Origin of the sequence: Sporosarcina oncorhynchi, assembly GCF_033304615.1 — a bacterium.
Lineage (GTDB): Bacteria > Bacillota > Bacilli > Bacillales_A > Planococcaceae > Sporosarcina > Sporosarcina oncorhynchi.
The window spans coordinates 655657-669991 of the sequence record NZ_CP129118.1; the positions used below are offsets into that span (position 1 = coordinate 655657).

At 44.2% G+C, this 14335-nt stretch carries 10 protein-coding genes; all 10 read left to right on the forward strand.

Features of this window, described 5'->3' with window-relative positions; all coding sequences use genetic code 11:
- The first annotated feature begins 4 nt into the window (after nt 1-4).
- The gene (locus QWT69_RS03110) at nt 5-748 is read left to right on the forward strand and encodes an SDR family NAD(P)-dependent oxidoreductase (RefSeq protein WP_317968873.1); all 744 of its coding nucleotides are present in this window, start codon (nt 5-7) and stop codon (nt 746-748) included.
- 115 nt (nt 749-863) lie between these two features.
- The gene (locus QWT69_RS03115; RefSeq protein ID WP_317968875.1) at nt 864-2309 is read left to right on the forward strand and encodes an aldehyde dehydrogenase family protein; all 1446 of its coding nucleotides are present in this window, start codon (nt 864-866) and stop codon (nt 2307-2309) included.
- A gap of 48 nt (nt 2310-2357) precedes the next feature.
- Entirely contained in the window at nt 2358-3398 is a 1041-nt protein-coding gene (locus QWT69_RS03120) for an ABC transporter ATP-binding protein (RefSeq protein ID WP_317968877.1), read from the forward strand.
- Entirely contained in the window at nt 3388-4410 is a 1023-nt protein-coding gene (locus QWT69_RS03125; RefSeq protein ID WP_317968879.1) for an ABC transporter ATP-binding protein, read from the forward strand. The genes QWT69_RS03120 and QWT69_RS03125 overlap by 11 nt, the downstream gene beginning before the upstream one ends.
- Before the next feature lie 11 nt (nt 4411-4421).
- Nucleotides 4422-5393, forward strand: coding sequence for a P1 family peptidase (locus tag QWT69_RS03130; protein WP_317968881.1), 972 nt, complete (start codon nt 4422-4424; stop codon nt 5391-5393).
- Nucleotides 5394-5408: 15 nt separating this feature from the next.
- Nucleotides 5409-6941 (forward strand): ABC transporter substrate-binding protein, encoded by a 1533-nt coding sequence (locus QWT69_RS03135; protein WP_317968883.1) that lies wholly within the window; start codon nt 5409-5411, stop codon nt 6939-6941.
- A 15-nt stretch (nt 6942-6956) separates the two neighbouring features.
- Nucleotides 6957-7898, forward strand: a complete 942-nt coding sequence (locus QWT69_RS03140; RefSeq protein WP_317968885.1) for an ABC transporter permease — start codon at nt 6957-6959, stop codon at nt 7896-7898.
- A 10-nt stretch (nt 7899-7908) separates the two neighbouring features.
- Nucleotides 7909-8730: an ABC transporter permease gene (locus QWT69_RS03145; RefSeq protein ID WP_317968887.1), complete on the forward strand. Its 822-nt coding sequence runs from the start codon at nt 7909-7911 to the stop codon at nt 8728-8730.
- A 102-nt stretch (nt 8731-8832) separates the two neighbouring features.
- Nucleotides 8833-10263, forward strand: coding sequence for an aspartate aminotransferase family protein (locus tag QWT69_RS03150; RefSeq protein WP_317968889.1), 1431 nt, complete (start codon nt 8833-8835; stop codon nt 10261-10263).
- A 496-nt stretch (nt 10264-10759) separates the two neighbouring features.
- Nucleotides 10760-14242, forward strand: coding sequence for a right-handed parallel beta-helix repeat-containing protein (locus QWT69_RS03155; RefSeq protein WP_317968891.1), 3483 nt, complete (start codon nt 10760-10762; stop codon nt 14240-14242).
- Nucleotides 14243-14335 lie beyond the last annotated feature (93 nt).

Consider the following 14335-nt stretch of genomic DNA (forward strand, 5'->3'; position numbering starts at 1 on the left):
AAAAATGAACCTCAAAGATAAAGTAATTATTGTCACCGGCGCTGCAGGTGGCATGGGGAAGGCAATCGTTAAAAGGTTGGCGGAAAAACAAGCAATTGTCGTTGGAATTGACCTCTCTGCTTCAAATACGGACGAGAAGCCAGCCGGGCAGGTGACTTACAAGTCGGCAAACATATTAGAAGAAGGAAAAGTGAGTGATCTATTCGCTGAGATTTACGAAAAATATGGACGTATCGACGGATTGGTGAATGCCATTGGTGTTGCGCAGTCCAAAACACCTATAGAAGAAGTTTCGCTGGATATGTGGTACAAGATGATGAATATTAATGCGACAAGTCTGTTCATTACAATTAAAGAAGTCGCAAAGTATATGAAGAAAAGACAAAGTGGATCGATTATTACGATTTCGTCTGTGTCAGCTGTTAGACCGAGACCGGGATTACAGGCTTACATAGCTTCAAAAGGTGCAGCTGAAAGTTTCACACGTGCCATGGCGATTGAACTTGCACCATTTTCCATTCGTGCAAACACGATCCATCCAGGACCATCGAATACAGGAATGCTTGGACAATTTGCCCAGCAGGATGCGGCTGAAGAAGAGACGAAGAACTTATTCAAACAAAGTGTTCCTCTTGGGGAGCTCATTGAACCTGATGATATTGCCCATTCGGTTGTCTATCTACTGTCCGATGAAGCGAGAATGGTAACAGGCGCGACGTTGCATGTGGATGGAGGAAGAGGACTGTAAGTATAGGCGAATAGAGTCATAGAGTTGGGTAGAGTGGTTAATAGAGTGACTGCCAGATCTTTAAACACCAGCACTCTATCTGAAAGCTGATCCCATCACGGGAGGGAGATTGTATATGAAACGTTTACCGATGTTAATCAATGGAAAATGGGTCGGAGATCAGAATGACGAATGGCTCGCAGTCTTTAACCCGTCAAGTGGAGAAAAGATTGCTGAGATTGTCAATGGGCATGAAGAGCATGTAGATGAAGCGGTCAAGGCTGCACAACTTGCGTTCGACAGTAAAGAATGGAGAAGTGTAAAGCCTTATGAACGTGGACATCTGTTAGTCCGCCTAGCAAATCATTTACGGGAAAATAAAACAGAATGGGCTGAGATGGAAAGTCAAGATGTCGGCAAGCCGATTTCCCAAGCACTTGGGGATATTGAAGCGGCCGCAAGATACTTCGAATTTTATGGAGGCGCTGCCGATAAGGTGATGGGGGAAACAATCCCAATTGAAGATGGATTGTTGAATGTAACCGTCCTTGAACCACTCGGTGTGACAGCGCACATCATCCCTTGGAATTACCCGATTCAAATCATGGCGAGAAGTGTAGCTGCGGCTATTGCAACAGGCAACGCCGTAATCGTTAAAAGTGCAGAAGATACCCCACTGACAGCACATGCATTGTCCGAATGGTTTGCTGAAAGCGGCTTGCCAAAAGGGATATTTCAGCATCTTACAGGACTAGGAAGTACAGTAGGGGCTGCTCTTTCAGGCCATCCTGGCATTTCGCATGTGACATTTACAGGATCGGTGAGCACAGGCATTCAAGTGATGTGTACTGCAGCGAAAAATGTGGTGTCTACAACACTGGAGTTAGGCGGAAAATCACCGAATATCGTATTTTCTGATGCGCCAGAAGAAAAAGCGATAGAAGGTGTAGTGAAAGCAATTATTCAAAACGCGGGCCAAACATGCTCGGCAGGATCTAGAGTATTAATTGAAGAAAGCTATAAAGAAGCGTTTTTGAAGAAGCTGGTGAAACGCTTCAATGAATTATCAATCGGTCCCGGACATAGTGATCCGGATATCGGTCCAATTTTAAACAAAAGACAATATGAGCAAATCATGGAAAAGATTGAAGAAGCGAAGAAAGACGGTTCCATTATCGCGGGTGGAAATGCTGTCACGGTTGAAGGATATGAAAACGCTTACTATATTCAACCAACCATTATTGATGGATTGAGCCATGATAGTGCGATTGCACAACAAGAAATTTTTGGTCCAATCTTGTCAGTTTTTTCTTTTTCCACAGTTGAAGAAGCGATTCAGCTAGCAAACGGAACTGACTACGGCCTCGTGTCAGGTATTTGGACGCAAAATATTGACACGGCACACTATGTTGCATCGAAAATGCAGTCCGGTCAAGTTTTCATTAATAATTATGGGGCGGCTGGCGGTATTCAAATGCCATTCGGTGGCTATAAAAAAAGTGGTATAGGACGCGAAAAAGGGTTTGTTGCGCTTAGAAACTATACGCAGATTAAGAATATAGCGATTCAGTTTTCAAATTGAACAGCCAATGATTCCAAGACATCCTATAACAGCAAAAGAGGTGAGTAGATGCATAGCGAACTAGTTAAAAAGGAAACTTACCAAAAGCCGGAAGAGAATGTATTGCTGCAAGTTGAGGGATTGAAAACACACTTTTTTTTGAAAAACGGAAAAGTCGCGAAAGCAGTTGATGATGTCAGCTTCGCTATCCAAAAAGGCGAGACACTCGCTTTAGTCGGCGAGTCGGGCAGCGGAAAGAGTATCACTTCCTTGTCAATTATGAGACTGGTCGCAAGCCCTCCGGGGAAAATTGTAGCTGGTTCGATTAAATTAGAAGGCAAAGAATTGTTGGCGTTATCCGAGAATGATATGTGCAAAGTGCGTGGAAATGAAATCGGAATGATCTTTCAGGAACCGATGACTTCCTTGGATCCAGTATTTACAATTGGGAACCAGCTAGTTGAATCGTTGATGAAACATCGGAAGTTAAAAAAGGCGGAAGCTTATAAGACTGCTGTTCAATTGTTGAAAGTAGTCGGTTTCGCCAGAGCGGAAAAAATTATCAAAGAATATCCCCACCAACTTTCAGGCGGGATGCGGCAGAGAGTTATGATTGCGATAGCTATGTCATGCAACCCGAAGTTGCTGATCGCCGATGAGCCGACTACCGCACTCGATGTGACGATACAGGCTCAAATATTGGACTTGATGATGGACATGAAGAAGAAGTTCGGTTCTTCCATTTTGCTCATAACACATGATTTGGGTGTTGTGGCTGAAGTGGCAGACCGCGTTCTTGTCATGTATGGCGGCCAAATCGTGGAAGAAGCGCCAGTGAAAGAGCTCTTTCTTCATACAAAACATCCGTATACAGAAGCGCTGTTAAAAAGCATACCAAATCTAGATGAGGATTTGAGAAGGCTGGAAGCGATTCCAGGTTCCGTTCCGCCTGCTCATAACTTCCCACAAGGTTGCCGTTTTGCTGATAGATGCAAATATACGATGGAAAAATGCCGTGTTGAAAGTCCTGAACTACTACCTGTCAATGCAAAACATAAAGTAAGATGCTTCCTTCAAGAAGAAAATGGAGGAGATCGGCATGCAAACTGAAGAAAAATTGCTTGAAGTAAAAGATCTAAAAAAATACTTTCCGATAAAACAAGGCTTTTTGAAACAGGCAGAGCAAATAAAAGCTGTCGATGGCATTACATTCGATATTTATAAAGGGGAAACGCTTGGAATTGTCGGCGAATCGGGCTCAGGGAAATCAACCCTCGGCAGGACGATTGTCAGATTGTATGAGCCGACAGATGGTGAAATTCTTTTCGAAGGAAAGAACTTTGAGAAAGTTCCATCAGGCCAGATTGGGGACTTTCGCAAAGATATGCAAATGATTTTCCAAGATCCATTTGCTTCATTAAATCCTAGAATGCGGATTGGAGAAATCATTGCAGAGCCTTTGAAAGTAAGCACGAATCTTAACAAGGCACAGCGAAAAGAGAAAGTTATCAATTTGCTTGAAAAAGTAGGATTGCCTGTTGAAACGCTAACAAAATTCCCTCATGAGTTTTCTGGCGGGCAAAGGCAACGGATAGGCATCGCCCGTGCACTTGCGACGAATCCGAAGTTCATCATCGCAGATGAACCTGTCTCGGCGCTTGATGTTTCTGTTCAATCGCAAGTACTTAATTTAATGCAAGATTTGCAAGAAGAGTTTCAGCTGACGTATTTATTTATCTCGCACGACTTAAGTGTCGTCAAGCATATTTGCGATCGTGTCGGCGTGATGTATTTAGGAAAACTAGTGGAGATTGGTAGTAAGGCAGATATTTATAGTGTCCCGCTGCACCCATATACGCAAGCTCTGTTATCGGCAATCCCAGTCACGAATTTTGATCGTAAAAGAGAAAAGATTCACTTGAAAGGAGAGCCGCCAAGCCCATCTAATCCACCTGCAGGCTGTCCGTTTCACACGAGGTGTCCGAAAGCGTTCGATCGGTGTGCCATAGACCAACCGGAATTGGTACTGCAAAAAGAGGGGCAATATGTCGCGTGTCATCTATATGATGAAAAAACGGTTAGCCCGAAGGAGAACAAAGATCATGCCATGATTGGCAGTTGAGGTGGGTGTATATGTTGAATGGAAACATAACGGACGTGCCGGGCATTCAAGTTGGAAACGTAGAAAATCTTGAGGCCTTGACGGGATGCACCGTCATTTTGGCAGAAGAAGGAGCTGTCTGTGGAGTTGATGTACGGGGCTCTGCACCAGGCACAAGAGAAACAGATTTGCTCGATCCCGTGAACTTGGTGGATCAGGTTCATGCCATCTGCCTGTCGGGCGGAAGTGCTTATGGACTGGAATCTGCAACAGGGGTTATGCATTTTTTAGAAGAGAAAGGGATTGGGTTGGATGTGGGGGTAGCCAGAGTGCCAATCGTTCCTGGGGCTGTGCTGTTTGACTTAGCTATTGGTGATCCAAAAGTGCGTCCAGACAAAGAAATGGGTTATACGGCTGCGAGTAGAGCGAAAAAAGGTGAGTTTCCGTTTGGCAATATAGGTGCTGGCTGCGGAGCGACAGTCGGCAAGATGGCAGGGAACGACTCGTGTATGAAAGGAGGACTTGGAAGCGCTTCTGTCAGCTTGGATAACGGACTTGTTGTTGGAGCATTAGTCGCTGTCAATGCGGTTGGTGATATAAGAGACCCTGATAATCGGGAGATCCTTGCGGGGATGATTGATCCCAAAACAGGTGAGTTTCGAGATAGTTTACTCTATTTAGAGAAAGGTATGGACAACAATAGTATGGCTGGGGCTAATACGACAATTGGATTAGTGGCAGTCAATGCGGAACTGACGAAAGCGGAAGCAAAGAAAATTGCGCAAATCACACAAAATGCGTTGGCCCGAACGACATATCCAGCCCATACGATGTTAGATGGAGATACAATTTTTACACTTGCTACAAAGGGAAAAAAATACAACGTCGATTTAATCGGGAATATCGCTGCAAAAGTGATGGAAGAAGCGATTATCGCAGCAATAAAAGAAGCGGATGCAGTGGCAGGCATCCCGTCTTACAAAAGTATGAATGCGCAATCATAAAAAGGGGGTTCTAGGATGGGGAAATCACATTATTATATAAAGATGTTTCTAGTCATAATGGCATGTATGTTAGTACTGAGTGCTTGTTCCGGCGACGGAGGGGGCAGCAGTGCAGGAAACGATTCGAATGAGTTGAAAGTTAGGATGAATGATGATCCCGACTTTTTAGATCCACATTTGGCAACGGCTTCGATTTCCTTCCAAATGATTCTGAATATGTTTGAAGGCTTAGTCGCTTCGACAACTGACGGTACAATTGAACCCGTTATTGCCGAAAAATTTGATGTTTCAGATGATGGTTTGACGTATACATTTACATTGAGAGATGACGTGATATTCCATAATGGGGATCCAGTCACAATTGATGACATTAAGTATACATTTGACAGGTTGATGGGAGCAACGGACGGCAAGCAGTATTCATCGGAGTTCGACCAAGTGGAGTCTTTGGAAATGCCTGATGATAAAACCGTTGTCTTCACATTAAAGGAAGCGAATTCAAATTTCTTATACTCTCTAACACCTTTGCATGCGGCCATTATTCCGAAAAGCAATGATGGCGAGCACAATGAACATCCAATTGGCACAGGTCCATTTAAGTTTGTGAGTTATAACCCAGGGGCAAGCCTCGTGCTTGAAAAGCATGACCAATATTGGAAAGAGAACCTACCTTATTTAAATCAGGTGGAATTTGTATTCCAGCCGGATGACCAGTCAGCTTTGCTGGCTATGCAGGCAGGGGAACTGGATTTAACAGGCGTAAAGGCGAACCGGATTCCGGAAGTTGAAAATGATTTTAAATTGAATTACCAAGATAATAACTCATCCTTAGTGATCACTTTTAACGAAGCAAAAGAACCGTTCAATAATGTGAAAGTCAGACAGGCAATTAATTATGCTGTCAGCAGACAAGATATTATTGACACTGTCTACTCGGGCTATGCAACGAAGCTAGGTTCCAATATGAGTCCGGCGATGGGTGAATATTACCGCGATGGTCTGCAGGATGTGTATGATCAGGATATTGAAAAAGCGAAATCATTGTTGGCGGAAGCGGGCTATCCTGATGGATTCAAAACAAAGATTACTGTCTCTTCCCACAACACGATGTATGCCGATCTTGCACAAGTAGCGGTAGAGAACTTACGTGAAATTGGAATTGACGCAGAGATTGAAGTTGTGGAATGGGGAATTTGGCTGGATCGTGTGTATAAGGGCAGGGAATATGAAATTACTGCCATCGACCTGACAGGACGAGCATCCGCCTATGAAATATTGAATGATTATATTTCGACGAACGCCGCAGAGAACTTCTTCAATTTCAAAAATGAAGAATTTGATAAAGTGATGAAAGACGTATTGTTAGAAACGGATCCGGATAAACAAATTGAATTGTACAAGCGCGCACAAGAGATTTTGAATGAAGAGGCGGCAGCAGTCTATATTGCCGACTATCAACTCATTTGGGCAATGGATAAAAATTTGGAAGGTCAAAAAATGTATCCATTCTGGTTCCATGATATGTCAGAAATGAAATTTACTGAGTAGAAAGGAACGAGGGATATGGCCTATATCATTCGCAGAATTGTATTATTGATCATCACATTGGCATTAGTATCTCTCATTACATTTTTTGTATTTCAGGTCATGCCAGGAGATCCTATCCGTATTATGTTAGGTACAGAGGCCGATGAAGCACAGATTCAAATGCTGGAGAAGGAACTCGGTTTGGATCAACCGCTTTACACCCAGTATTTTAGCTGGGTGAAAGGAATTTTTACAGGTGACCTCGGGCAGTCAATCCGGTTCACCAAACCTGTTTCGGGGTTAATATTGGATCGTTTGCCGATTACCCTATCGTTAGCTGCAATGACGTTATTCATTGTCATCATTGTCGCCATTCCCCTTGGGATATTTGTTGCAAAAAGACAAAACACATTTAGTGATATAGCCTTGTCTTCTGTCACGCAACTGGGGATGGCGATTCCCTCCTTTTGGCTTGGGATGCTCTTAATTTTATATCTTGGCATGAATATCAGTTTTTTCTCAGTGAGCGGCTATGTCCCGTGGTCAAAAAGCGTTTCAGGCGCTTTAGGTTCCCTACTATTGCCTGCACTGACTATTGCGATTCCGCAAATCGCCGTCAAGTTTCGGTATGTTCGAAATGCGATTCTTGAACAATTACGGCTTGATTATGTGCGAACGGTGCGAAGCAAGGGGATTACAGAAAAAATTGTCATGTACAAACATGTATTGAGAAATTCCATGATTCCCATTTTGACGATTTTCGGTTTAATCACAGCGGAAGTCGTCGCTGGAACGATTATTGTGGAACAAGTTTTTGGCTTGCCGGGAATCGGCAGGCTGCTGATCACGTCGATTAGTTATCGTGATTTCCCGCTTGTTCAGGGGATTGTCATGTACATTACGTTAGTCGTGCTGTTTGTTAACTTCTTCGTCGATATACTCTACTCGGTTCTTGATCCAAGAATCCGATTATCATAAGGAGGTCCACATGAAATTACTACTTCAAAACAGTAAAAACATAAATTTGCTTTTAGGCCTCCTTATTTTGTCGGCATTTCTGCTTGCGATGTTTGTCAGCTTTTTCTATACGCCGCATGATGTCAATACGATGTCTGTTGCGGATAAGCTGAAAGGCCCGAGTGCAGTTCATTGGTTTGGAACGGATGAATTTGGAAGAGATATTTTCAGCAGAATCATGCAAGGTACGCAAACAGCCTTTTTCGTTGGAACGGTTACTGTCTTAATCGGTGTGGTTTTTGGAACATTGATTGGCGGCGTGGCTGGCTATATTGGCGGTTGGGTAGATGAAATCTTTATGAGGCTAATGGATGCGCTTATGGCATTCCCGGGAATAATTCTAGCATTGATGTTAGTTGCTGTTTTTGGACCGGGTATGGTCAATACGTCTATTGCTCTTGGAATCATCGCAATACCTGGAATTGCACGGATAGCACGAAGTGGATTTATTCAGCAAAAAGATATGGAATACGTTCTTTCAGACAAGCTAATTGGGGTTAAGCCTTTCACGATAATGTTCCGCCGTATACTTCCGAATGTTTCATCGCCTTTGATTGTAGCGGCATCGATCAGTTTCGCGACAGCGATGTTAGCCGAGGCGGCGTTAAGTTACCTTGGATTAGGCGTTCAACCTCCTAACCCAAGCTGGGGCAGGATGCTGAGAGATTCACAGTCCTTCCTGACGAGCGCACCATGGTATACATATGCTCCTGGTATATCAATCACTTTAATGGTTTTAGGCTTTTATATGCTGAGCAATGCGATACGGGATTTATTGGATCCTCGCTCCTAAATGACTGTTCACATCAATCGGAGTAGGTTCGATTGATGTGGACGGTTTTCTGTTTTTGGGACAATTTTCTGGATCGATAAACATAAGAGAGGAGTGTTGATAATGAAAAGCGATGATTCAACTGAAAAATCTCTTTTGGAAAAAGACCATGCATATACATGGCATCATATTTCTGCATATAACGAGAAAAGCCCACCGATGATTTGGGAAAGTGCCAAAGGGGCATGGGTGACGGATCATGAAGGAAATCGTTATTTAGACGGGATGTCGGGTCTTTGGTCGGTAAACGTCGGTTACGGCCGGGAAGAGATCGCCCAAGCTGCCTATGATCAGATGAAAAAACTTGCTTACGTTCCTATGACGCAAAGCCATAAACCGGCAATTGAACTTGCAGAGAAGATTAATGAATTATTGGATGACGAATACAAGATTTTCTATTCCAATAGTGGATCGGATGCAAATGAGGTCGCCTTTAAATTGGCGAGGCAGTATCATCAGCAAAACGGCGATCCATCACGCTATAAATTCATCTCGAGATATCGTGCCTATCATGGAAGTTCGATGGGGGCACTAGCAGCTACGGGTCAGGCATTGCGTAAATATAAATATGAACCATTAGCGCCAGGTTTTTTGCATGTGGCCCCGCCAGATAATTATCGCCGCCCTGAAGGCATGACGGTAGAAGACTATAATCGTCATTGTGCAGAGGAGATTGAACAGAAAATTATTTGGGAACAACTAGAAACTATCGCTGCAGTCATAATGGAGCCGCTCATTACGGGCGGGGGAATCTTGATTCCTCATCGAATTTACGTCGAAAAGGTCCAGGAAATCTGTAAGCGACATGGTGTGCTGCTCATCATTGACGAAGTTATCTGCGGTTTTGGACGTACGGGCAAAGCATTCGGACATCAACATTTCGGCATCAAGCCGGATATCGTGACAATGGCGAAAGGACTGACAAGTGCTTATTTGCCTTTATCCGTGACTGCCATCCGAAAAGAAATTTACGATCGATTTGATACAGGAGACGATAACAGTCACTTCCGGCACGTTAACACATTTGGCGGAAATCCGGCGGCTTGTGCGGTAGCGCTAAAGAATCTTGAAATTATGGATGAAGAGGATTTATTTGATCGAGCCACGGAATTAGGTGATCGTCTTTTAAAGGAGCTTAAGTGTCTGGAAGATCATCCATTTGTAGGAGACGTCCGTGGATTCGGCTTTCTGCTTGGAATTGAACTCGTTGCAGATAAGGAAAAGAAAGAGCCTGTTTTAAATGGATACATGACGAAGATTATGGCTGAATGTAAGGGGAATGGCTTACTTGTTGGGCGGAATGGGGATACAGTGGCAGGATTTAATAATGTCCTCACATTGTGCCCACCGCTGAGCTGTACGGATGAAGATTTGGACTTCATCATCGCTGTCATTAAAAAAGTCATAAATGGAAATACAACATTTTCTCAGAGTGAAGAGCGTTTAGATGGAGGTCAGGAATGTGGAGAGAATCTTGAGAACTGGAGTATTTAAGAAGTGCCACTCACTCACGCAATTCATCTATACGAATGAATGAGTTGATAAGCCGATTGCGCAGGGGAAGATTGCGTGATTGGCTTTTTTTATGGACTATTTCGGGAGAGTATGGACTTTTAGGAGGATTATTGGACTTTTCTCGGGTGGATTGGACTTTTTCAGAGGGTATTGGAGTTTTGGGGGCGATTTTGGAGTTTTAGTGGGCGAGTGGAAGTTGCTTTTGTTGTTGAGGACTGCTTATTCGTTTGATTTTTATGGGAGGGGCTGCTGGTTTGGGATTGCGGGGGATGTCATGGATTGGGTGTTGTTATGACGCGATTAACAAAAAAGATTCGATCTGGATTTGTCTTTTTTGGAGTTTCCTCCTTTTCGAGCAGTTCTTTGCTCTGTAGCCGGGCGAACGAGTATACTTAATATATAGAAGCATCCGTTCGATTACTCGTGTTTGTAATAGAGAAAAATTAATCTGTATAGATAGAGGGTGGGAAGGTACGTGGCGAATTTACAAGTATCTCAGCGTAATACGTCCAGTTATAAAACGATTCAGGCTGCGGTTAATGCGGCGCTGCCAGGTGATACGGTGGAAGTTGGGGAAGGTGTGTATGATGGACATCTATTCGTCGATAAGTCGCTTGTTCTTAAAAGTGCATCCGGTGAAGCGGACTCAGTTCGTGTTACTGGAAGTGTGCGTATCGCGACAACGGAAGAAGTGCGTATTGAATCGATTAGTATAGAGGGTGCTGCTAATTCAGCGGACGATGGTGTACATATTGAGTCGGGAGATGTGACGTTTCATGATTGTCTCTTCTCTGAGATTCAAGGGGTCGCAATGCGAGTGGAGGCAGCTGCAAAAGTAGCGGTAAGTAATTCGACATTTCAAAAAAATATACAGGGTATTGATGTTGTAGGGCGGCTGTCTTTGTTTGAATGCATCGTGGAAGATACGATCAAGTCTGCACAAATTCGTGTGCGTGCGAGGGGAGAAGTCGCGATTACGAGTTCGGGCATTTTAAGTGGGCAAGAAGATGGCCTTTGTTTGTCAGAAATGAGTCGGGCAACGATTACGAAAAGTTCATTCATTGGAAACCGTGGGGTTCAACTCCGTTTGGAACAAGACAGTTCGATGGATATAGAAAGTACGAAGTTTTATGTTGGACATGCCCAAGGGATTTATTGTGATCAATCGACAGGTGTTCTGAAAAATTGTGTCTTTAAAAACCAACGTCTTGAGCATGTGGCAGTTATGAACGGTTCTCGTGTCGAAGTGGAGACGAGTACGTTTGAAAGTGGTGAAGCTGAAGGGATGAACGTCAGTCGTTCAATCGTTGGGCTCGCAAAATCTTTATTTAAAAATCAACAAGGTGACCACATAACGTGTAATGAACAGAGTCATGTCTCGATGACGAAAACAGAAATTATTTCAGGTAAGTCTAGGGGGATTGTGACTGGACATTCCACGTGTACACTCACCGATTGTGAAGTGAAGTACAATCAGCTGACGCAACTGTCTGCGTTTCAACAAAGCGTGTTGACGATTCAGGATTGTGAAATTGAAAGTGGAAGCAATAAAGGGGTTTACGCGACGGGTAGTGAAGTGAACATATCGGATTCTTTGATTAGCCATCATAGTGGTGTGCAAGTTTTTGCTTCTGACCAATCTGCTGTCCATTTATCGGCGACGGAAGTGAAGAGTGGCGATAGTGCTGGCGTATCCGCAAAAGAATCCGAGTTGACCGCGGCGAATTGCATTATTTTCGGTCATAAGGGCTCGAATGTGTTAGTAAATGGTGCGGCGAAAGCGGAACTAACCGATTGCAAAATTTCGAGTGGCGATAAGAACGGCATACTTGCGGGTCCTGAAGTCGTTATTTCATTGGAACGGACAATTGTATTTAATCATAAGCGACCGCAAGTCCGCGCTACGGAATGTGCAGAAGTGTTTATTACGGAATGTGAAATCTATGATGGTCGATCGTCAGGAATTGTCCTGAGTCAGGTAGAGCGTACGGAAGTGACTGAAACACGAGTTCACGGTCATTCTGATGATCAAATCGTCTTGCAAGATTGTTCGAATGCTGGATTCAATTCGGTGCAAGTGATGAATGGAAAGAAGGCTGGTCTGCGACTCGAGCGTTCGGTTCCGGTTCTTAACGGGTGTTCATTTAATGATAACCGGGCAGGCGACTTAGTTCGTTGGGATGATAGCGTTCCTGTGCTGACCGATACGGATTTACAGATTCCGCCGATTACGAGTAAGTTGGGTGGTAGTACTGGAAGTGCCTCGACTGAAGGGACAAGTACTGCGGATGCAATAGACGTTTCGGTGAATGCGTTGACCGGTTTTATTGGACTGGAAGATGTGAAAGACAAGATTCAGGAGTTCAAAAACTTGGCGGAGATTAATCAATTCAGATTGGAGCGTGGCATGAAAGTGAATGCGATGGTCGCGCCTCATATGGTTTTTCAAGGGAATCCGGGTACTGGCAAAACGACGGTCGCTCGGCTGATCGGACAACTATTTAAGGAGCTAGGTCTATTAAAGTCAGGGCATGTCATTGAAGTGAAGCGGGAGGATCTCGTTGGCACGCATGTCGGTGAATCGGAAGAACGAACGAAAGTGATTGTTAAGGAAGCGATGGGCGGCGTGCTCTTTATAGACGAAGCGTATACGCTTGCGGCTGGGGGCAACTCGAGTAAAGATTTCGGTAAGAAGGTCATTGAAACGTTGCTTCCTGCAATGGAAGATGCGCGCGGTGAATTCATGGTCATCGTGGCGGGCTATACGGAAGAGATGGATCGGTTCCTTGCGTCTAATCCGGGGTTGAAAGATCGGTTTACGGAAAGGATTACGTTCCAAGATTATACGCCGGATGAGTTGTTGGACATCTTTTTAGTTCAGTGCAAGGGTAGCTATGCGCTGACTCCTGCTGCGAAACAAGCGGTGTATGAGGCGTTCGTGGAGCGCTATCGGATGCGTGATGAAACGTTCAGTAACGCGCGAATGGTAAGGATGCTTTACGATCAAATCGGGCTTGCCCAGTCGATGAGGATTGCGCAACTTCCGCGAGCGCAATGGACGGAAGAAGTTTTGACGACGTTTGAAGAAGAAGACGTTTTGCAGGCGGTGCAAGAGCGTGAGGAGAAGACGTTTGAAGTACCGATTGACGAAGTGTTGTTGGCTCAAAAACGTGCAGAACTGCATCAGTTTATTGGTCTTGATACGGTGAAGGCTGAAATTGATGAAATGATTGAATTGATGCGATACTACAGACGGGAAAATCAGTCTACTGATAAATTGATGAACCACACGTTGTTAATTGGGAAGCCGGGGACCGGTAAAACCGAGGTTGGTCGTGTGCTTGCGGGTATTTATCAAGCGCTCGGATTGTTGAAACGGGGCGATTTGATTGAAGTGGATCGCAGTGATTTAGTCGGTAGTCATATTGGTGAAACGGAGAAGCTGACAGCTGGGCAGATTGAACGATCGATCGGTAGTGCATTGTTTATTGATGAAGCCTATACACTTGCGGGTGGCGGCGAGAATGATTTCGGGAAAAAAGCAGTGGAAGTATTGCTGAAAAAAATGTCCGATCGCCAAGGCGAGTTCTTATTAATTGCCGCAGGGTATGAAGAAGAGATGAATCGTTTCCTAGACAGCAACGCTGGGCTCCGCCGACGTTTCGGGCTAACGCTTCATTTTGACGATTATACACCAGAGGAATTAATGGAGATTACCGAGCTTTATATTAAAGGATACGGCATGACGAATGAAGCGAAGCGTGCGTTAGTGCATCATTATGAAGAGATGTATGCGCGTCGGGATAGCAGTTTCGGGAATGCAGGGCTTGCGAAGAAGATTGCGAAGGAAATGACGCGTAAGGTTGATTATCGAATGGCTGTGGCGAGCAATAAGCAGGGGAATTCTGTGTTGGAAAAGGAAATTACGCGGGATGATTTGGTTTTGTTGGAGAGTTGAGTTGTTTTACGAGGTTCTATAAAGATTTATGAGGTTTTTCAAGGATATATGAGGTTTTATTCAGATATATGAGCTTTTTAGGGGTGCCAGTCA

Coding starts and splice junctions, on each gene's coding strand:
- QWT69_RS03115 (WP_317968875.1), top strand. CDS start 864: ATGAAACGTTTACCGATGTTAATCAATGGAAAATGGGTCGGAGATCAG.
- QWT69_RS03110 (WP_317968873.1), top strand. CDS start 5: ATGAACCTCAAAGATAAAGTAATTATTGTCACCGGCGCTGCAGGTGGC.
- QWT69_RS03140 (WP_317968885.1), top strand. CDS start 6,957: ATGGCCTATATCATTCGCAGAATTGTATTATTGATCATCACATTGGCA.
- QWT69_RS03135 (WP_317968883.1), top strand. CDS start 5,409: ATGGGGAAATCACATTATTATATAAAGATGTTTCTAGTCATAATGGCA.
- QWT69_RS03120 (WP_317968877.1), top strand. CDS start 2,358: ATGCATAGCGAACTAGTTAAAAAGGAAACTTACCAAAAGCCGGAAGAG.
- QWT69_RS03130 (WP_317968881.1), top strand. CDS start 4,422: ATGTTGAATGGAAACATAACGGACGTGCCGGGCATTCAAGTTGGAAAC.
- QWT69_RS03125 (WP_317968879.1), top strand. CDS start 3,388: ATGCAAACTGAAGAAAAATTGCTTGAAGTAAAAGATCTAAAAAAATAC.
- QWT69_RS03145 (WP_317968887.1), top strand. CDS start 7,909: ATGAAATTACTACTTCAAAACAGTAAAAACATAAATTTGCTTTTAGGC.
- QWT69_RS03150 (WP_317968889.1), top strand. CDS start 8,833: ATGAAAAGCGATGATTCAACTGAAAAATCTCTTTTGGAAAAAGACCAT.